This window comes from Paenibacillus sp. BSR1-1, assembly GCF_030403775.1.
GTDB lineage: Bacteria > Bacillota > Bacilli > Bacillales > Cytobacillaceae > Neobacillus.
In genome coordinates this window covers 86402-105697 of sequence record NZ_JAQMWQ010000014.1, presented here as the reverse complement: position 1 = coordinate 105697, position 19296 = coordinate 86402, and the positions used below count along the sequence as shown (strand labels likewise).

The following is a 19296-nucleotide window of genomic DNA, read 5'->3' as shown; positions in this document are numbered from 1 at the left end:
CCTTTTGTCAAAACTCTGAACTTTTACGTTCATTCATTCATATTGTTTCTTAAACATGCTAAACTAAATGCATTACATTTATTTACCAATGATTAAATTGAATATAGGGAAAACTCTATATTTCAGTTCTTAACTAAGGGGGCCCTGCCATGACAGAAAGACGCAATATTTATTATGATTACAAGCGAGATCCTGAAGTGCTTGCAAAAGCCGCTCCTCTTTTTGAAGCAAGTGAACGTTATGGATTTACCATCGTGAATGATTATCGAAAAGCAAATATAATTGCCAGTATCGGCGATGACGGAGCCTTTCTCCAAGCAGTTAGAAAAACAGGTTTTCGAGATGATTGCCTTTATATGGGGATTTCGATAAAAAACAGTTTAAATATGTATTGTGATTTTAAAATTGAAGACGTCCCATCCATGATTTTAGCAATGCTTAATGAAAAGTTAGAGGTTCGCCGCTATCCACTGATTGAAGTTTCTGTTGATGGACAAGGAACATTTCCATGCTTAAACGAATTCTCCATCCGCTCTTCCATTATTAAAACGCTTGTAGTGGATGTGTTTGTCGATGACCTTCATTTGGAAACATTCCGCGGTGACGGACTGATTGTTGCCACGCCAACCGGAAGCACCGCTTATAACAAATCCGTTGATGGTTCCATTGTTGATCCCTTACTTTCCTGCATGCAAGTAAGTGAGGTTGCTTCCGTTAATAATAATCGGTACCGTACCCTCGGTTCTTCGTTTATTTTAAGTAGTGACCGCACATTAACATTAAAAGTTATTCAGGAAGGCAACGACCACCCGACAATGGGCATGGACAACGAGGCATTAAGCATTCGCCATGTGGACAAGATCCAAATTACCTTAAGTGACAAAAAAATAAAAACCCTTAAATTAAAAGACAACTCCTTCTGGCAAAAAGTAAAGCGGACATTCCTTTAATAAAGGCTATTTTCGCAAAGCTTGTTGTTTTTCGTATAAGTTCATTAACCCGAATATCTAGATTCTTCGTGGCATCTTTTCGTAACCGCATTTGCGAAAATTGCCTAGAAACTTTGTAAATGACCCTTAATAAGTTCCAAAAAAACAAAGTTTACGAAAAGGGCCTTAATAAAAAAACCTTATCCTTAAAAAACAGGATAAGGTTTTACTTTTATGTTCTTTTTTCTCCCCGCACCTTTAATCCACTCTGGGAAAACAGTTTGGTTTTTGAAAGAGAATAAATGGTCAATGCGGACCAAATGAATACGAACGAAAGCAGCTGTATTTTTGAAAAGTGTTCTTGATAAACAAATACACCAAGCAGCAGTGTGATTGTTGGTGCGATATATTGCAGGATGCCGAGTAGGGAAAGGGGAATTTTTTGTGCCCCTTTTGCAAAATAAAGTAAAGGAACTGCAGTCGCGACCCCAGCACCAATTAAGAGAAAATCAGTGCCAATACCTGCTGTTAAAAATGCATTTGAATCATTTACAAAAAGAAAAGCCATATATATCGCAGCGATTGGCGCCACTACTAGAGTTTCTAATGTTAACCCTACGGCAGAATCGACATTTATTAATTTTTTAGCCAATCCGTAAAGTCCGAAGGAAACTGCAAGACCGATGGCGATCCAGGGGAAATTCCCATGCGATGCTGTGATAATCGCAACCCCAATCCCAGCCAACACGAAGGATACATATTGTGGCACCGATAATTTTTCCTTTAAGACAACCATTCCCAGTAAAATGCTCACTAAAGGATTAATATAATAACCGAGACTTGCTTCAATCATATGACCACTATTTACTGCCCAAATATAAATAAACCAATTTATACTGATAAGAAGTGAAGCGATGATTAAGGCGTACATCTGTTTTTTATTTTGGGCAAAGCCTTTAAAAGTACTAATGAATAATCCCCATTTTTTTGAGAAGATAAGAACAACTGCCATAAAAATAAATGACCAAAAAATGCGGTTTGCAAGGATTTCCTTTGCATTTACATTATCTAAAAGCTTCCAGTAAATCGGCAATAATCCCCAAAGAAGATAGGAAAATCCGGCATGGATGACCCCTAGCTGTGTTTCATTCTTTTTCATATATCGCTCGAACCCCTATTCCTTCTAGTTTCGAAATATTTTATATTATAACGTGAAACAACCTTAATTGGGGATTTTTTTGCTTACTAAATCATTCCATAAAAAAAGCATGCTGGAATGCCCCAGCCTGCTTTTAGATTGCGAAAATTAATTTTTCTCTACAGCTTCCATTTCTTTTTGGCGCAGTTCAATCCGGCGAATTTTACCAGAGGTTGTTTTTGGAAGCTCTGTCAAATACTCAATTTTTCTTGGATACTTATATGGAGCTGTCAATGTTTTTACATGCTCTTGAAGATTTTTGGTTAATTCAGGCTCATTCAGATCAACATTTTCTTGTAAGACTACAAATGCCTTAACAATAAATCCACGTATTTCATCAGGACTTGCAACAACCGCACATTCTTTTACAGCTGGATGTTTAACAAGGGCATCCTCAACTTCAAAAGGCCCAATTGTGTATCCGGAGCTGATAATGATATCATCCCCGCGGCCTTCAAACCAGAAATAACCTTCTTCGTCCATTTTCGCTTTATCACCTGTTACATAATAATCGCCGCGGAACTGCATGGCTGTTCTTTCCGGATCCTTATAATAATTTTTAAATAACGCAGGTGTTTCCACGTGTACAGCGATATCGCCAACTTCCCCAACAGCGCAAACCTGGCCTTCTTCATTGATAATTTCAACTCTGTTCCCTGGAGTAGGCTTGCCCATTGAACCCGGTTTTAATTCCATCCCTTTGGTCACACCAACTAGTAATGTATTCTCTGTTTGACCATAGCCATCGCGAACGTCGACATTGAAATATTTTCTAAATGTATCAATGACCTCACGATTTAACGGCTCTCCAGCAGAAACAGCACTATGAAGATTGGACAGCTGGTATTCAGCTAAATTATCTACCTTTGCCATTAAGCGGTATTCTGTAGGTGTACAGCATAGAACATTCACATCATATTTTTGCAGAAGAGTTAAATACTTTTTCGGCTCAAATTTGCCATTATAGACTAATCCCGTTCCCCCTGAGCCAAGAACGGAAAGGAAAGGACTCCAAATCCACTTTTGCCAGCCTGGACCCGCTGTTGCCCATACCGTATCACCTTCTTCGATGCAAAGCCATTTTGCTGCAGCAGTCTTTAAATGAGCAAATGCCCATCCGTGTGTATGGACTACCCCTTTTGGATTTCCTGTTGTTCCTGATGTATAGGATAAAAAGGCCATATCATCCCGAAGTGTGTCAGCTAGCGGGAACTCTTCTGAAGCCGCTTTCATATCCTCATCTAAATGAATCCAGCCATTCTCTTTTGCCCCAATTGTAAACTTAACGAGAGGCTGTGTTGATTTTATATTTTCAAATTGGTCCACGTAAGGATAATAGCTGATAACTGATTTCACATCACCATGTGAAATTCTGTACTGCAGGTCCTTTTCCCTTAACATTTCCGAGCTTGGAATAACTACCATCCCTGACTTTAAGGCGGCTAGGTAAACAACATATGCTTCAATTAGGCGTGGAATAATTACGAGAACGACATCGCCTTTTTTCAAACCATTTTGAGCAAAAACATTTGCTGCTTGGTTAACTTGTTTTAATAATTGCTCATATGTAACCTGCTTTGTTTCGCCAGATTCATTTTCCCATTTTAATGCCATTTTGTTTGGGTCTTTAGCAAATCGCTCAACTTCAGATACAAGATTATACTTTTCTGGTGCAATTAAATCCTCGCGTTTCATTCTTCTCCCCCTCAATATTAGATATTAAAATATCCCTCAATTTTATTATACAAAATTATTCTAAAATTTTAAATTATTATTCATTTGTTAATATTAATTAAAATAAAAAGAGAGCGAGGCAAATGCCTCACTCTCTGTAGCCATCGTATTTAATTTGATTAACGAGCAAATCCGCCGCCTAATTGCTGTTCAGCCATTTGAACTAGACGCTTTGTGATTTCACCACCAACAGAACCGTTGGCACGTGAAGTAGTGTCTGCACCAAGTTGTACTCCAAATTCAGAAGCAATTTCATATTTCATTTGATCAAGAGCTTGTTCAACACCAGGTACTAGTAGTTGATTAGAGTTGTTACTTCTAGCCATGTGATAATCACCTCCTTGTGATTATAGAATGTGTAGAACTCACAAGGTTCATTCTAAATATCAATTGGTAATTATTCACAAAAAGTTCACAAATACTTTACAACTACTTAAAATAACTCATTAAATTCCGAGCGGTGTTCGCTATCTGGTTTTATTACTAGCGTTTCAACCTCTTGAACAGCCTCTTGAATTAATGGTTCAAAATCAAAATAGCTTTCATACTGGTTAACTTTTTCTCGTTTCGGTTTTGTCTTTGGAGATGACGGCACAAAAATAGTACAGCAATCTTCAAAAGGACGAATCGAAATATCGAGGGTATCAATTTCCTCAGCGATTTTTATAATATCCGTTTTGTCCATCGAAATCAAGGGACGTAAAATTGGGGTGTTCGTCACTTCGTTAATCGCATACATACTCTCAAGCGTTTGGCTTGCTACCTGTCCAAGACTCTCACCGGTAATAATCGCAAGGCCTTCTTGTTTTTTTCTAATTTCATCTGTAATCCTTAACATCATTCTCCGCGTTGATGTCATCGAATAATTTTCCGGTACCTGCTCACGGATGGATTGCTGAATATCTGTAAAGTGTACGATATGGAGTGTTAACGAGCCAAAAATTCCTGCAAGCTTTTTGGAAAGATCAATCACCTTTTCCTTCGATCGTTCACTAGTAAAAGGCGGACTAAAGAAATGTACGGCTTCAATTTCTACTCCCCGCTTCATCGATAAATATCCGGCCACCGGGCTATCAATTCCACCTGAAAGCATGAGCATCGCTTTCCCACTCGAACCAATTGGAAGCCCGCCAGCACCCTGAATAGTTTCAGAAGAAAGGTAGATGGCATCGGGTCTAACCTCAACGCGTAAATTAATGTCCGGATTTCTTACGTCCACTTTCATTCCAGGAATATTTTTTAACAGATGGGCACCAATCGTTTGATTGATTCCGTCTGTATTCAACTCAAAGGTTTTGTCAGATCTTTTTGCGGTAATTTTAAAGGTTTGACCCTCTTTAAATTGAGAGCTAACTAATTCATATGAGGCCTGTTTCAATGCCTCTACATCTTTTTCTACTTTTATAGCCGGACTATAGGACTGAATCCCAAATATATTCTTTAATTTCCCAATAATTTCTATCCCATTTTCACCGTTTAGTAATACATACATTCGGTCTCGGCTTGCTTCTATCTTTACTTTAGGAAAGGGAGCAAGGGCTATTCTTACGCTCTTTTTCAATTTATCAATAAATTTATTGCGATTTCTTCCTTTGGTGGATATCTCTCCATAACGTATTAGAATACGATCATAATTCATTTATTTCATAACCTTTCGTAGTTGGTTTACTGTTTTTTCAATTATTGAGAGGACTTTTAAGGCTTCAGCTTCTGTATTATCAAAAGATAAGCTTATTCTTATAGCACTCTCTGCAAGGCTTTCTGGGACTCCCATCGCAAGCAATGTATTGCTGGGTGATTTCTTCTTTGAAGAACAAGCACTTGTCGTAGACACAAAAATTCCATTTTGCTCAAGTGCATGGATAAAAACTTCTGATTTTATCCCTCTCAAAGAAAAATTTAAAATATGTGGTGCAGCATGTTGAACGGGTGTGTGAATCTGAATATCTTCGATTTTGGTTAAGTTTTTTCTCAGCAAATGTTGAATTTTCCCCAGTTCTGCAATTCCTGCATCGCTTTTCATCATTGTCATCCTAAGCGCCTTTGCCATTGCGACAAAACCTGCCACATTTTCGGTGCCGCTGCGCATCCTCCGCTCTTGATTTCCGCCTGAAAATAACGGGGTCAGTCTTGCTCCCTCCCGTATAAATAGGACACCAGTGCCTTTTAAGCCATGAAATTTATGGCCTGATAGTGAACAAAGATCTACATTATTTTTATATAAAGAAAGTGGTACTTTTCCAACACTTTGTACTGCATCCACATGAAAAAGGATGGATGGATATTTTTTTAGAATACTACCTATTTCCTCAATAGGCTGGATGGTTCCAACTTCATTATTTACCTGCATAATCGAGATTAAGATTGTATCTTTTCGAATGGCCTTTTCTAAATCTTCTACTGAGATCCGCCCGTACTTATCAACTGGCAAGCGGGTGATCTCAAATCCCTCCTGCTCCAGCTGCTCCATTGCCGCTCTGACTGACGCATGCTCTACACTCGAAGTAATCAAATGCCGCCCTTTATGACGATTTAATAAAGCAGCACCTTTAATGGCGATGTTGTTGCTTTCGGTCCCGCCAGAGGTAAAATAAATCTCATTTGCCATTACCTTTAAAAGACCGGCAACCTGCTCTCTAGCCTGAGATAAAAGCTTTTCCGCCTGCCCGCCCATACTATGCAGAGAAGAGGGATTGCCAAAATATTCACTGGATACTGTTACAAAAGAATCTAAAACCTCTTTATATGGTTTTGTCGTTGCACTATTATCAAAATAAATCATCAATTTATCCTCCGTCAAAAATAAATCTTATCATAAACCTATCTTTTGAAAAAGAAAAGAAAAAAACCGATTCAACCAGAATCGGTTTTTTATTCCATGACAGCCGAAGCTTTTATTTTCTTTAATGCTTCCGGGTCAATACCTTCCAAGGAAGCCGCTACTTGCTCTAAAGCCTCTTGATAATCATAGAGTCTAAAAGCGTGTTCGGCATCCGATAAGCCTTTTGCAACAGAAGGATACTGGCGTCGGTATCGGTTTCCATATTGAATGGCTTTTTCCGCAAGCGTTGCATTCTCAATCAATTCAATTGTCGAAGAAACAAGTTTATCAACGGTTAATACGGCAATTTCTAAATATTGATTAAGGGCGGAAATGTTAAGCGGCTTTTCCTCCAGCTGGTATCTGACATTTTGAATACTTTCGTTAGTATCTTCATATAGGTACTTGTAGTCATCAGGTAAGCCTGGAACATTGCTCTTTGCAACAAGGCGGACGGTCTCCCCAACCTTTTTCGTTAGTTCCTTTAGTTTATCTCTTGCCTCAATTTCATCTTTTCTCAGTGCTTGCAGTTTATAAGCAAACGCATGCTGTCCGTCGAGGATGATTTCTAATTGTTCTTTTAGTTCATTTAGTTCCTCACTTAGAACAGATTGAGCTGTTTCGTTTAGTTTTAATTTTTCCAATAAAATATCATAATGTTTAAATACTGCAGTAAGTTCTTTATCCAAATTCCGCTGTGTCTCAAAATCATCATCTGATAACTGATATCTTTCTTGAATATGAAATACTTCATTTGAAAGGTTTCTATTTTCTTCCTCAGCTGAAATAAGGAGACCGCTAGTTACCTTTTCATTCTTCAGCACGAAATGCTTGGCATGAACTTCTTTTTCCAAAAGGTCAAAAAGAATATCGACTCTTTCCTTTACTTCTTTTATCCCTTCTTCAGCTTGCTCTATTTCTGTTTTTTCAATTTGCATTACAATCTCAGTGAGCTTTTCTTCTAAGCGAATCTTTTCCGCTTCCACATTTATGTGCTCTAAATAATAGCCTTGACCAGTCATTTCCCGGTATCCATCGAAAACATCAGCAAGCTGATTGGGAATCAATGACTGACATTCAATTAAGTACTGAGGGATTACATTCATATTGCTTTTGATTGAGCCAAGTGTGCTATGAATCAGTAAGACCACTTCTCTTGCTTCAAGGTAATTGCCGTTTTCCGTTTTTTCATCATATTCATGAAATTTTTGCGTCACTTCACTAAGCTGCACCTCTAAGCATTTTTCAGCATTACCAAAGCTATGACGATGGGCTAAAAGCATTTTTTTCGATTCCCGATAAAGCTCTTTTAATTCCTCGATCTCTACTCTGTTTTTCTCCTCGCTGCCAACAAGTTCATGGAGCTCTTCCAAAATACTTTTAATTTGGTCTTCTGTTTCCTGCAGTTTTTCGGCAATCTTTTGTTGAACTTCCTTTGACTTCTTGAAGCGGTACTTGTCTATGTACTCTTCTGCATCAAACAGCATTTCTTCTAAGTCCGGAAGCTTCACAGTTACGACATCATCCCATTGACTCCGCCAATGGTCAAAAAGCTCCTCGGTTTGTCCGGTCATATTAAGCTGTTTCACTTTCGACATTTCATCCAGTATCGGACGATTCATTAGATCAATTTTCCATGCTTCCAATCGATCCATTTCTTTAAAATATTTTTTCTTTATTAAATATCCTACTACAAATAGGGCTAGTAATAGGAAGAATAAACCAATGAAATACTTCACATGAAAGCCTCCTAGCTCAACACAATGATTCTATTAAAAGAATTTTTTCGTTTATATAAAAAGATCACTTAATGTTTTATTCAATGCTATTATGATACCATGTAAACGACATTTTTTGACTATTAAATTCAATTTTTTTGCAAAATAAAAAAAAATAGCGATTGCCGCTATTTTAGCATTGCTCCTTTTTTAATTGGTACATCTGAGCATAATGTTTTTTCAATCCATTGATTGATATCTTTTAAATATTTCTGCTCAAAAAATTGCTCATTTGGAAAAACATATAATACTTCTCTCATATAATGATTGTTCATAAAGGGCATCATGATCAACCCCTTAAGTTGTATGATTAAATATGGAATGGAATGAGGGCGGAACTCTCCCCATTCAAACCCTCTTTCAAAGATTTTTTGAAAGTAATATTTTTCTTTTAATGAATAAGTCGACATAATTTCTCTGACAACCTGTGAATCGATTGACATTTCACGATATACAAAGCACGCCAGCTGCAGATTTTCGCATTGAAAGTGAATTAAATCGGCGACAATTCGCTTTAAACAGACTTCAGCTCCTCGTTCAATTGAGAGGTAAGCTTCTTCCATTTTGCTGATATATTGTTCAAAAAAATGCGTAAAGCAATATTCTAACAATCCAGCTTTATTTTCAAAATGATAAGCAATCGTTGCCGAATTTACTTTTGCTGAATGAGCAATATCCCTGATTGACGTCCCTGTGTACCCTTTTGAATTAAACAATAATACGGCGGCTTTAACGATCGCTTCTTTTGAATTTTTCTTCATCAGCTTTCCCCCCCAATTAAAACACCGAATATCCCCTTACATAAAGATTCTTTATGTCACAATAGATTCCTTTATGAAAATATCGACAAAGTCTGCTCATTTTCTTCTTATTTTGATAAAATAAGTTATAGATTTTATAAGAAAAAGGGGAAATTTCATGTTTAACGTCGAAATGTATAGAGGAAGTCGCGAAGAAAATTATGATCTCGTGAAAAAACAATTGCAGGCACTTCTGCACGATGAGAAAAATCAAATTGCGAATCTCAGCAACGCTACTGCTTTATTAAACCAATTTCTCGACCGGATCAACTGGGTCGGTTTTTATCTCTTAGATACAAACGGTGAACTTGTATTAGGCCCCTTTCAAGGTTTACCGGCCTGTGTCCGCATTCCGCTTGGCAAAGGAGTTTGCGGGACTTCCGCTTTGAAAAGAGAAACCTTGCGGATTGAGGATGTGCACCAGTTTCCCGGCCATATTGCCTGCGATGCTGCATCCCAATCAGAGATTGTCATTCCACTTCTAAAAGGGGAACAGCTTATTGGTGTATTAGATATCGATTCACCTGAAAAAAATCGCTTTGACGAACTTGATCAACAAAAACTAGAAGAATTTGCTGCAATTTTGTTAGAGTATATTTAAAAAAAATGGCACGGGATTGAAATCCGTGCCTAACTAACCTTCATATTATCATTTTGCGATACAACCTTATTCTTACCCGTTCCTTTCGCATGATAAAGTGCTTCATCGGCTCGTTTAAATAAATGATTGTAGGTATCAAGCCGCTCCTTATGCCAATAGGAAACACCGCACGACACGGTAATGTGTGGATTGGTGCATTCTGCCACCTTCTCAACCAATCTTTCAGCAATACGTACACCTGCATCAAGTGCTACCTTCGGCAGATAAATGGCGAGTTCCTCACCTCCCCAACGGGCTCCAATATCATTTCCGCGAATATTACTCATTATTACATTTGCTACTTGGATGAGAACTTCATCTCCGACCTGATGACCATGTGAATCATTGATTTCTTTAAAGTTATCAATGTCTATGAGAATAAAAGTTCCTTCCTCATCTTCTTTCATCGACCATTGAATTTGTTCATCCAAATATTTTCTGGAATGGAGCTTTGTAAGGTGGTCAGTAATGACCAATTTTTCTAATTCTTCTCGAAGCAAAGAATTCGTAAGTGCTAGCGAAGAATGATGGATTAATGATTGCAGCAGCTTGAAGGTCTCAAAAGAAAAGTAGTAGGGTTTTTGGTGCATAACAATAGTGAACCCCTTTAAATTCTCAGCCTGAATCATCGGTACTGCCATTACCGAATGAAAATTCGTGATGGTTTGAATGTTGGGGAGACTCATATCACCCATAAAGAGTGACTCTTTTTCCATTTGAATTCTTTCTTTAATATATTTCACATAGAACCTTGCTTGTTTTGTAAAAAAGTAGGGAGTTGAACCAGGGAGTACTTTCATTTTTTCGTGTTCTTCGGAGAGAATAAAAAAACCAACTTCTTGCGCATTAAAGGAAGACTTAATTTGCTCTGTTATATAACCAATCGTTTCTGCCAAATGTAGATTAGAATTTAAGCGATGTGAGGTTTCGTTTATTAATTTTAAATTGGAAATTCTGCGTCTTGACTGCTGATAAAGAAGTGCATTTTCTAATGACTGCCCAACACTTCCCGCTAATAATGTTATGAATTCCACCTCTGCTTTTAGAAATTCACATTCATTTGGTACAAATACCTGTAAGACTCCATAAATCCCTTGAATCCCTTTAATTGGCTCGTATATAATTGTATGGCTGTCCGATTGCTCATATTGTTTTTCGCGAGTTACATAAGCTTCTATCACCGCAATATTTTCATTATCATATTCCAATTCCAAGATCGGAAGTTCATTATGGATATATGTATCTTGGGACATCAGCAGGTTATACGAGAAATCAGGATATACTTCTTGAAGGATTACGAATAATTCTCCCAAAAGTGTATCGATATCAAACGTGGAATGCAGTTTTTCGGAAATACGAAATAACTTCTTATATCTTTCTGATTGCAAGATTAACTCTCTTTCGAGAATATCCATTCCATCTCCACCTAATTTTCCATCCGTTTTCAATTCCAAAAATATACATCGTAACCTAATTATAGATAATAATCGTGTATTTTTGGAATATTAATTTGAATAATTTATAAATTTTTTTCAACTCATTATTGTTCCTTTTGCTAACAGATAAAAAATATACTTGACTTTGGATGAATAAAAACTATATAATACTCTTTGTGTAAAATATTGCAGCCTATGTGAACAACTTTATTTGATTCATTTTGTTCCTCATAAGGCAACTGCCTTACGAAGGTGCATCTTGTAACCCTTAGCTGCTAGGGCGAAGGTGCATGAAAACAAAATGGCTTTAATGATGTTTCATAACGGTTTTTATTTTACCAAAATAAAAACACAGAGGAGGAGTCATTCATGGCTCGTTATACCGGCCCAAGCTGGAAATTATCCCGTCGTCTTGGAATCTCTCTAAGCGGCACAGGTAAAGAATTAGAAAAGCGTCCTTACGCTCCTGGACAACATGGTCCAAACCAACGTAAAAAGCTTTCTGAATACGGATTGCAATTACAAGAGAAGCAAAAGCTTCGTCACATGTACGGAATCAATGAGCGTCAATTCCGCAACCTATTTGACAAAGCTGGCAAGCTTTCTGGTAAACACGGTGAAAACTTCATGGTTCTTTTAGAATCACGTCTTGACAACGTTGTATACCGTTTAGGTCTAGCTCGTACTCGTCGTGCAGCTCGCCAATTAGTTAACCACGGTCACATCCTAGTTAACGGTTCACGCGTTGATATCCCATCTTACCGCGTTACAGCTGGTCAAACTATCAGCCTTCGTGAAAAATCACGTAATCTTGATGTAGTTAAAGAAGCAGTTGAAGTTAACAACTTCGTACCTGATTTCTTAACTTTTGATGCAGACAAGCTTGAAGGTACTTTCACTCGCTTACCTGAGCGTTCTGAACTTCCAGCTGAAATTAACGAAGCTCTTATCGTTGAGTTCTACTCTCGTTAATAACAAAAAACCCCAAGCCAATTACGGCTCGGGGTTTTTTATTTTCTTTTGATTAATTTAATGGACATCCAATATCCAAATCCAAGTAGTGCATAGATTAATACAAGTACAATTGAGGTTAATACCCTTTCACGAGCTGTTCCATCAGCGAATAATACGGGCCCAAGCCCGAAAAATGTGACCAGTGCAATGAGAATGATAAAAAATACATGCAATATATATTTCATTTAATTCACCCCCATTTTCTCTTCATATTTATATAGACGAAAAAAAAGGACCTTGGATTCACCAAGGCCCTTCCTTACTTTTCTTAATAATTGATTAGCGTGTATTTCTTTTTGCCTCTTCTAATTATCGTAAACTGTCCTTCAATCCGATCTATTTCCTGGAGGACATAAGCAGTATCGGTTATTTTTTCACCATTAACAGTAACTGCTCCATTGGAAATATCTTCGCGAGCCTGTCGCTTAGAAGGTGAAATCTTCGCTGCTACCAATAGATCAACTAAATTTTCCTCATTAGCTGACTCGTAGGCAGGAACATCCTTAAAGCCTTGTGCAATCTCGGCAGCCGTTAAGCTTCTCACATCGCCGCTAAACAAAGCCTGAGAAATCTTTATCGCCTGCTCTAGGGCAGTATCACCATGAATGAGGCGTGTCAATTCTTCGGCCAAAACCTTTTGAGCTTTACGAAGATGCGGCTCTTCTTGGACAGCTTTTTCTAATTCTTCAATTTCCTCATGGGAAAGGAAAGTGAAAATCTTTAGGTATTTGACTACATCAGCATCAGCAGTGTTAATCCAGAATTGGTAGAACTCGTATGGAGTAGTTTTTTCCGGATCAAGCCATACTGCACCACTTTCTGTTTTTCCGAATTTTGTTCCATCTGCTTTTGTAACGAGCGGAATAGTTAAACCATATGCCTTAGATCCTTCCGACTCGATTTTGCGGATTAGTTCAAGACCAGATGTTATGTTCCCCCATTGGTCGCTGCCGCCAATTTGTAATTTACAATTATGATTCTGGTATAAATGAAGGAAATCCATTGCTTGTAAAATGGTGTACGTAAATTCAGTGAACGAAATGCCAGTTTCAAGGCGAGAGGCAATTGTGTCTTTTGCCAGCATGTAGTTTACGCCGATATGTTTACCAATGTCACGTAAAAAAGTTACCACGTCCATTGAGCCGGCCCAGTCATAGTTATTTACCATTATGGCGCCATTTTCTCCTTCAAATTCAAAAATGGACTGTAATTGTTTTTTGATTCCGTTGACATTGTTTTGTACTGTTTCGAGAGTTAGAAGCTTTCTCTCTTCACTTTTCCCGCTTGGGTCTCCGATAAGCCCTGTTGCACCGCCGACTAACACGATTGGACGGTGGCCATGCTGCTGGAATCTTCTTAGCGTTAAAAACGGAAGCAGATGTCCAATATGCATACTGTCTGCAGTAGGATCGACCCCACAGTATAATGAAATTTTTTCCTTGCTAATTGTATCCTTTAAACCTTCTTCATCCGTTTGCTGATAAATAATCCCTCTCCACGCTAAATCCTGTAATAAATCCATTCCTTATCCCTCCAACTAAAAAATTGTAGTTCCCTTTTTTTGCTGCCTTGGCTTACATTTACCCGAACAGCTAACTTTTTTCGTTTCGGGCAATGAAACGGGGTTTCATTTACCCAAACAGCTTACTTTTTCTCTTTTCGGGCAATGAACTGCGGTTTCAGTTACCCAAACAACTTACTTTTTCTCTTTTCGGGCAATGAAACGGGGTTTCATTTACCCAAACAACTTACTTTTTCTCTTTTCGGGCAATGAAACAGGGTTTCATTTACCCGACCAGCTTACTTTTTCTCTTTTCGGGCAATGAACTGAGCTTTCATTTACCCGAACAGTTCACTTTTTCTCTTTTCGGGCAATGAACTGAGCTTTCATTTACCCGAACAATTCCCTTTTCCTTTATTCGGGCAATGAACCGGTAAAAAAATAAAAACGTCCCTGCAAAATTGCAGGGACGATATAATCGCGGTACCACCCAGCTTGAGGAATATTCCTCCAACTCGAAAAATATAACGGTTTATCCGTTCTCTGTTACTGCTCTTTTCACAGAGAAAGCTCGAGGATGTAATTCATTCTTCTATTTGTGACAGCTTTCACCAACCGCTGACTCTCTAATTTACAGGGATAGAAGAACTACAATTGATTCCCTTCAATGCTTGGTTATGAAATTTAACTTATAGCATTTTTACCATATCTTTCTGCTTATGTCAAACTCGAAATGGAAATTTCAGAAAAATGTAGAACGTTGTCAGTTTTTATTCCTTCAATATGCTATAATGTATGTGATTTTAGATGAGGTGATGCTATTAATGAATGAAAAAATTCAAGCATGGCTGGAAAAAACAAAATCCGTGCTTAACTTAATAACCCATAAAAAGGCTGTAAAAGGGGCCCGAATTACCTATTCTGTATTTTGGAACCTACTCCTGTTGGTTTTAACAGTTATCATCCTTGGAGGTTCATTTGCTACAGGGGTTGGAGCTGGTTACTTTGCCTCACTAGTAAAGGACGAACCTGTCCGCTCATATGAAAGTATGAAAAAAGATATTTATAATTATACAGAACCATCGGAATTATATTTTGCTAACAATGTTTATTTAGGAAAAATGCGCTCCGATCTTGAACGTGAAGAAGTAAAGCTGGATCAAGTATCAGACTACCTAGTTAATGCAGTGGTTGCTACTGAGGACGAATATTTTTATAAGCATCATGGCGTCGTGCCAAAGGCAGTTTTCCGCGCCCTCTTTCAAGAAGTGACCAACTCTTCTGTCCAATCTGGCGGGAGCACATTAACACAGCAATTAATTAAAAACCAACTCTTAACCAATGAGGTTTCCTTTCAAAGAAAAGCCAATGAAATTTTACTTGCCCTTCGTTTAGAGAAATTCTTCGATAAAAAAGAAATCCTCGAAGCTTACTTAAACGTATCTACCTTTGGCAGAAATTCATCAGGCCGAAATATTGCCGGAGTTGAAGCAGCCGCAAAAGGTATTTTTGGAAAAAAAGCAAGTGAATTAACCCTTCCGCAGGCAGCATTTATCGCAGGCTTGCCTCAGAGTCCATTTGGATATACTCCTTTTACAAGAGAAGGTACAGTCAAGAACAATCTTGAACCAGGACTTACACGGATGAAAACAGTTTTAAAACGGATGTTCGATGGCGGTTATATCAATCAAACGCAATATGCAGAAGCATCTTCCTACGATATTACGAAAGATTTTATTAAGCCGATCAGTACTCCAAGTGAAAAATACCCAGGACTGCCTACAGAAATTGAAAAGCGAGCTGTTGGGATTCTAACAACAGTTTTCGCCAAAAAAGATGGCTATACAGACAAAGATTTAAAAAATGATGATAATCTTTACTACAAATATCAAACAATGGCCAACCATGCTTTACATCAAAATGGTTACCAAATCCATACCACCATCGACCAAGATATTTACGAAGCGATGCAAAAGGTAAAGGATAATTACAAATATTACGGCCCCGATAAACCCCAGGAAAAAAAGGATCCTGAAACAGGTGAAAAGAAAACTGTGATGGAACCCGTGGAAGTCGGAGCAGAGCTTATTGAAAACAAGACTGGGAAAATTATTAGCTTTGTTGGCGGAAGAGATTATGATAAACAACAGATGAATCACGCAACTAGTTCGCTTCGTCCAAACGCTTCCACAATGAAACCGCTTCTTGTTTACGGCCCTGCAATAGAGTTGGGAAAAGCATCTCCTGGCACACCGCTTCCTAACGTTGCCTTAAATTTTATTCCTGGGAGAAGCAAGCCATGGCCGCAAAACTACGATTATCGCTATAGCGGCTTAGTTTCAGCAAGATATGCACTCGCAAAGTCTTATAACGTTCCGGCAGTGAAACTTTACTCTGAAATCGTCAATCAGCATCCCGCGAAGTATTTGGAGAAGATGGGATTTACCTCGTTAAGTAAAGAGGATCATACAAACCTTTCAGCTGCCATCGGTTCCATAACGGGGGTAACTGTAGAAGAAAACACAAATGCGTTCAGTACTTTTGCGAACGGCGGGAAATTTATCGATGCCTATATGATTGATAAAATTGTTGATAAAAGCGGAAAAGTTATTTATCAACACGAGGTGAAGCCTGTAGACGTCTTCAAACCGCAGACTGCCTATTTAACGCTCGATATGATGCGGGATGTTATCAAAATGGGGACTGCAGCAGGGATTAATAGTAAATTAAAATTCCGTGCCGATTGGGCAGGAAAAACAGGGACTGGTAATGAATATGTTGATTCATGGTTCGTTGCAACCAACCCAAATGTCACTTTTGGTATTTGGACCGGTTATGATACACCTAAATCATTGCAGTCTAGAGGGTTGTCTTACAGCCAGCGGACGAATAATCTGTGGGCTGAATTAATCAATTCTGCCTATAACCTTAAACCGGATTTAATTGATCCTAAAGAATCGTTTCAAATGCCAGAAGGAATTGTAAAACGCTCTTATTGTGCTGTTTCCGGAATGCTGCCATCTAGTGCTTGTTCCAAAGCAGGATTAATTGAGAGTGATTACTTTAATGTTAATAACGTTCCTTCTAAAGTTGATGATAGCTTAATTGAAGGTAACTTTGTCACCATAGGCGGCAACCGATATTTAGCCCTTGATTCTACCCCAAAAGAGTTTGCCCAGTTTGGTTTAATACTAAATCCAGACTTCATTACTCGGATGGTAGGAAAGAACTTTAAAAATTATAGCCAGCTCATTCCAAATAAGGACCGTTGGGGCAAAGTTCTTGTATCAAGTGCAAAAATGGCTGATAACGGAAAGGCTCCTAATAGTGTAGGGTTATCGGTTTCTGGCAGTACCCTAACCTGGTCATCACCTGGTGATAATGATGTTGTGGGGTACAGAGTTTATCAAGACGGCATTAAAGTAGCCAGCGTCAATGGCGGCTCTAAGTCTTATACGGCAGGCAACGGGAATTACTATGTAACGGCTGTTGATATTGCTGGCAAAGAATCTCCCCCATCTAATCAAGTTACTGTTGGTGCTGCAACAACTCCTGCACCGTAATAAAAAACACAAGAGACTAACATCTCTTGTGTTTTTTTACGTTAAATTATACAGATTCACTTTTTTGATGATTCCGAATCGGATACAGTGCCTTTTCAAGTGTAAGTAAATTTTTTTCGGTAATTTCTGCTTTTCTTGGGATAGGTGTATATAAATTTTCTGGGTCATCCCATTCCCTTGGCAATTGGACAGGCGCCTCATTTTGCCAGCGCTCCACCCACTCCTCAGGCAAGCTGCCATAACAATTTGGGTTTTCAGTCATTTCGAGCCATATGTGCGCCCAGGCTCTCGGCACCACCCGCCAAATATCATAGCCGCCTCCACCTACCGCAATCCATCTTCCATTGCAATATTGATGAGCAATTTCATGGGCAAGCTTTGGAATTTCCCGGTAGATTTTCATCGTTGCTGATAGATGTGTCAAAGGGTCATAATAATGGGAATCAGCTCCATTTTGCGTCAGAATTACATCTGGTTTAAAAAATGCAGCCACTTCTTTAATTGCCTGAGAATAGGCATGCAGCCATGACTCATCTTCAGTAAAGGCATCGACTGGGATATTAAAGGAATAACCATAGCCTGAACCTTGTCCTCTTTCATTGATATTCCCTGTACCAGGAAATAAATATCTTCCTGTTTCATGAATCGAAAGGGTGCACACCTTCGGATCATCATAAAAGGACCACTGGACTCCGTCCCCATGGTGGGCATCTGTATCAACATACAATACCCGGGCATTATACTTCTCTTGCAGATATTTAATGGCTACTGAACTATCATTGTAAATGCAAAATCCAGAGGCTTTGCCTCGGAAGCCATGATGCAATCCTCCTCCTAGATTTACTGCATGACGGGCACGGCCGGACATAACTTCGTCTACAGCCGTTAAAGTGCCGCCAACCAATAAGGCACTTGCTTCATGCATATGAGGAAAAATAGGTGTATCTTCAGTACCAAGTCCATAATTTTCGGCAATTTCGTTCGGAAGCTGCCCATTTCCAGCTTTTTTCACTGCCTCTATGTAACTTTGATCATGAATAAGCGCTAATTCTTCGTCTGTTGCTATTCTTGGAGGAATGATGTGTTCAGGATTTAAGGCATTCATTTTATTTAATAGATCTACTGTTAATTTAAGCCGGAATTGGTTAAACGGATGATGACTGCTAAATTTATAATTTAACAGTTCTTCTGAGAAAACAAAGGAGCATTGATCTTTCATAGGGAAATCCCCGGTAGATTAGGCCATAAAACCTGGTGGCCAGCTTCTTTAAGGTCTTGAATAAGCGCCGTCGGGTTCATCGTTTGCACCCTGATGACGAGAATCTTATATTGATCATCCGATTTGTCAGGATATACTAGTACACTAAGAATATTTGCTTTCCGGTTTTTAATAACAGTAGTAATATCACTAAGTTTTCCTGCTAAATTAGGAACCTTTATTTCAATTTGTGATCCGGGCTGATGGGCACCTGTCAACTCAACCATGGTTCGCAGTAAATCAGTTTCGGTAACAATACCAACCAGCTTTTGATCATTTATGATGGGAATACAGCTTATTTTATGCTCGTAGAAGAGGCTGGCCACTTCTTCCACAAAGTCGAGAGGATGACCAGTAATAACGTTTTTTTCCATGATTGTCTCAAGCGGCTTTTTTAAATCCTCCGGATGCTCATTCGCATGAAAAATGGAGGGTGTTGCCTCCCTAATTTCAGCAATAGTAACAAGACCTACCAATTGGTTTTCTGAAGTAATAATAGGAATATGGCGAATTTTTCTAGATTCCATTAAATCCATTGCATCGGCAATTGTATTGTTTGGATATAGTGTTGCGACATCTGTTTTCATGATTTCTTCAACGATCATTAAAAATTCCCCCTCGAGT

At 38.5% G+C, this 19296-nt stretch carries 16 protein-coding genes and 1 other annotated feature; of the genes, 4 read left to right on the top strand and 12 right to left on the bottom strand.

Features of this window, described 5'->3' with window-relative positions:
• Positions 1-149: 149 nt before the first annotated feature.
• Complete coding sequence (locus PH210_RS18750) at positions 150-950, top strand: NAD kinase (RefSeq protein ID WP_289987706.1); 801 nt, start codon at positions 150-152, stop codon at positions 948-950.
• A gap of 211 nt (positions 951-1161) precedes the next feature.
• Here PH210_RS18750 and rarD read toward each other — a convergent pair whose 3' ends face one another.
• The 7 genes from rarD to refZ form a co-directional block, all read right to left on the bottom strand.
• On the bottom strand, positions 1162-2088 hold the full coding sequence (gene rarD / locus PH210_RS18745) for an EamA family transporter RarD (RefSeq protein WP_289987705.1): 927 nt from the start codon (positions 2086-2088) through the stop codon (positions 1162-1164).
• A gap of 147 nt (positions 2089-2235) precedes the next feature.
• Positions 2236-3822, bottom strand: a complete 1587-nt coding sequence (gene mbcS, locus PH210_RS18740; RefSeq protein ID WP_289987704.1) for an acyl-CoA synthetase MbcS — start codon at positions 3820-3822, stop codon at positions 2236-2238.
• Positions 3823-3980: 158 nt separating this feature from the next.
• Complete coding sequence (locus tag PH210_RS18735) at positions 3981-4187, bottom strand: alpha/beta-type small acid-soluble spore protein (RefSeq protein WP_289987703.1); 207 nt, start codon at positions 4185-4187, stop codon at positions 3981-3983.
• A 107-nt stretch (positions 4188-4294) separates the two neighbouring features.
• Positions 4295-5500: a tRNA uracil 4-sulfurtransferase ThiI gene (gene thiI / locus PH210_RS18730; protein WP_289987702.1), complete on the bottom strand. Its 1206-nt coding sequence runs from the start codon at positions 5498-5500 to the stop codon at positions 4295-4297.
• Positions 5501-6643, bottom strand: coding sequence for a cysteine desulfurase family protein (locus tag PH210_RS18725; protein WP_289987701.1), 1143 nt, complete (start codon positions 6641-6643; stop codon positions 5501-5503).
• An 89-nt stretch (positions 6644-6732) separates the two neighbouring features.
• Positions 6733-8421 carry a septation ring formation regulator EzrA gene (gene ezrA / locus PH210_RS18720; RefSeq protein WP_289987700.1) on the bottom strand — a complete coding sequence of 563 codons (1689 nt, stop codon included), beginning with the start codon at positions 8419-8421 and terminating at the stop codon, positions 6733-6735.
• A 167-nt stretch (positions 8422-8588) separates the two neighbouring features.
• Complete coding sequence (gene refZ, locus PH210_RS18715; protein ID WP_289987698.1) at positions 8589-9221, bottom strand: forespore capture DNA-binding protein RefZ; 633 nt, start codon at positions 9219-9221, stop codon at positions 8589-8591.
• A 157-nt stretch (positions 9222-9378) separates the two neighbouring features.
• Between refZ and msrC the strand changes: the two genes are divergently transcribed.
• The gene (gene msrC, locus PH210_RS18710) at positions 9379-9861 is read left to right on the top strand and encodes a free L-methionine (R)-S-oxide reductase MsrC (RefSeq protein WP_289987697.1); all 483 of its coding nucleotides are present in this window, start codon (positions 9379-9381) and stop codon (positions 9859-9861) included.
• Between the two features lie 29 nt (positions 9862-9890).
• Here the strand turns inward: msrC and PH210_RS18705 are convergent, their stop codons facing one another.
• On the bottom strand, positions 9891-11315 hold the full coding sequence (locus PH210_RS18705) for a sensor domain-containing diguanylate cyclase (RefSeq protein WP_289987695.1): 1425 nt from the start codon (positions 11313-11315) through the stop codon (positions 9891-9893).
• Between the two features lie 390 nt (positions 11316-11705).
• Here PH210_RS18705 and rpsD point away from each other — a divergent pair, with 390 nt between their 5' ends.
• Positions 11706-12308 carry a 30S ribosomal protein S4 gene (gene rpsD, locus PH210_RS18700; RefSeq protein ID WP_289987693.1) on the top strand — a complete coding sequence of 201 codons (603 nt, stop codon included), beginning with the start codon at positions 11706-11708 and terminating at the stop codon, positions 12306-12308.
• A 38-nt stretch (positions 12309-12346) separates the two neighbouring features.
• Here rpsD and PH210_RS18695 read toward each other — a convergent pair whose 3' ends face one another.
• Both PH210_RS18695 and tyrS read right to left on the bottom strand, forming a co-directional pair.
• The gene (locus PH210_RS18695) at positions 12347-12535 is read right to left on the bottom strand and encodes a DUF6954 family protein (protein WP_289987692.1); all 189 of its coding nucleotides are present in this window, start codon (positions 12533-12535) and stop codon (positions 12347-12349) included.
• 83 nt (positions 12536-12618) lie between these two features.
• The gene (gene tyrS / locus PH210_RS18690; RefSeq protein ID WP_289987691.1) at positions 12619-13872 is read right to left on the bottom strand and encodes a tyrosine--tRNA ligase; all 1254 of its coding nucleotides are present in this window, start codon (positions 13870-13872) and stop codon (positions 12619-12621) included.
• A gap of 441 nt (positions 13873-14313) precedes the next feature.
• Positions 14314-14528 (bottom strand) — a binding site (T-box leader).
• A 147-nt stretch (positions 14529-14675) separates the two neighbouring features.
• Between tyrS and PH210_RS18685 the strand changes: the two genes are divergently transcribed.
• Positions 14676-17414 carry a transglycosylase domain-containing protein gene (locus PH210_RS18685; protein ID WP_289987689.1) on the top strand — a complete coding sequence of 913 codons (2739 nt, stop codon included), beginning with the start codon at positions 14676-14678 and terminating at the stop codon, positions 17412-17414.
• A gap of 46 nt (positions 17415-17460) precedes the next feature.
• Here PH210_RS18685 and PH210_RS18680 read toward each other — a convergent pair whose 3' ends face one another.
• Together PH210_RS18680 and PH210_RS18675 are read right to left on the bottom strand one after the other, a co-directional pair.
• Complete coding sequence (locus PH210_RS18680; protein ID WP_289987687.1) at positions 17461-18633, bottom strand: acetoin utilization protein AcuC; 1173 nt, start codon at positions 18631-18633, stop codon at positions 17461-17463.
• Positions 18630-19277 (bottom strand): acetoin utilization AcuB family protein, encoded by a 648-nt coding sequence (locus PH210_RS18675; RefSeq protein WP_289987685.1) that lies wholly within the window; start codon positions 19275-19277, stop codon positions 18630-18632. The genes PH210_RS18680 and PH210_RS18675 overlap by 4 nt, the downstream gene beginning before the upstream one ends.
• Positions 19278-19296 lie beyond the last annotated feature (19 nt).

What these genes read in the sequence shown, in the direction of transcription:
- PH210_RS18750 (WP_289987706.1), top strand. Translation starts at nt 150, where the DNA reads ATGACAGAAAGACGCAATATTTATTATGATTACAAGCGAGATCCTGAA.
- rarD (WP_289987705.1), bottom strand. Translation starts at nt 2,088, where the DNA reads ATGAAAAAGAATGAAACACAGCTAGGGGTCATCCATGCCGGATTTTCC.
- mbcS (WP_289987704.1), bottom strand. Translation starts at nt 3,822, where the DNA reads ATGAAACGCGAGGATTTAATTGCACCAGAAAAGTATAATCTTGTATCT.
- PH210_RS18735 (WP_289987703.1), bottom strand. Translation starts at nt 4,187, where the DNA reads ATGGCTAGAAGTAACAACTCTAATCAACTACTAGTACCTGGTGTTGAA.
- thiI (WP_289987702.1), bottom strand. Translation starts at nt 5,500, where the DNA reads ATGAATTATGATCGTATTCTAATACGTTATGGAGAGATATCCACCAAA.
- PH210_RS18725 (WP_289987701.1), bottom strand. Translation starts at nt 6,643, where the DNA reads ATGATTTATTTTGATAATAGTGCAACGACAAAACCATATAAAGAGGTT.
- refZ (WP_289987698.1), bottom strand. Translation starts at nt 9,221, where the DNA reads ATGAAGAAAAATTCAAAAGAAGCGATCGTTAAAGCCGCCGTATTATTG.
- msrC (WP_289987697.1), top strand. Translation starts at nt 9,379, where the DNA reads ATGTTTAACGTCGAAATGTATAGAGGAAGTCGCGAAGAAAATTATGAT.
- PH210_RS18705 (WP_289987695.1), bottom strand. Translation starts at nt 11,315, where the DNA reads ATGGATATTCTCGAAAGAGAGTTAATCTTGCAATCAGAAAGATATAAG.
- rpsD (WP_289987693.1), top strand. Translation starts at nt 11,706, where the DNA reads ATGGCTCGTTATACCGGCCCAAGCTGGAAATTATCCCGTCGTCTTGGA.
- PH210_RS18695 (WP_289987692.1), bottom strand. Translation starts at nt 12,535, where the DNA reads ATGAAATATATATTGCATGTATTTTTTATCATTCTCATTGCACTGGTC.
- tyrS (WP_289987691.1), bottom strand. Translation starts at nt 13,872, where the DNA reads ATGGATTTATTACAGGATTTAGCGTGGAGAGGGATTATTTATCAGCAA.
- PH210_RS18685 (WP_289987689.1), top strand. Translation starts at nt 14,676, where the DNA reads ATGAATGAAAAAATTCAAGCATGGCTGGAAAAAACAAAATCCGTGCTT.
- PH210_RS18680 (WP_289987687.1), bottom strand. Translation starts at nt 18,633, where the DNA reads ATGAAAGATCAATGCTCCTTTGTTTTCTCAGAAGAACTGTTAAATTAT.
- PH210_RS18675 (WP_289987685.1), bottom strand. Translation starts at nt 19,277, where the DNA reads ATGATCGTTGAAGAAATCATGAAAACAGATGTCGCAACACTATATCCA.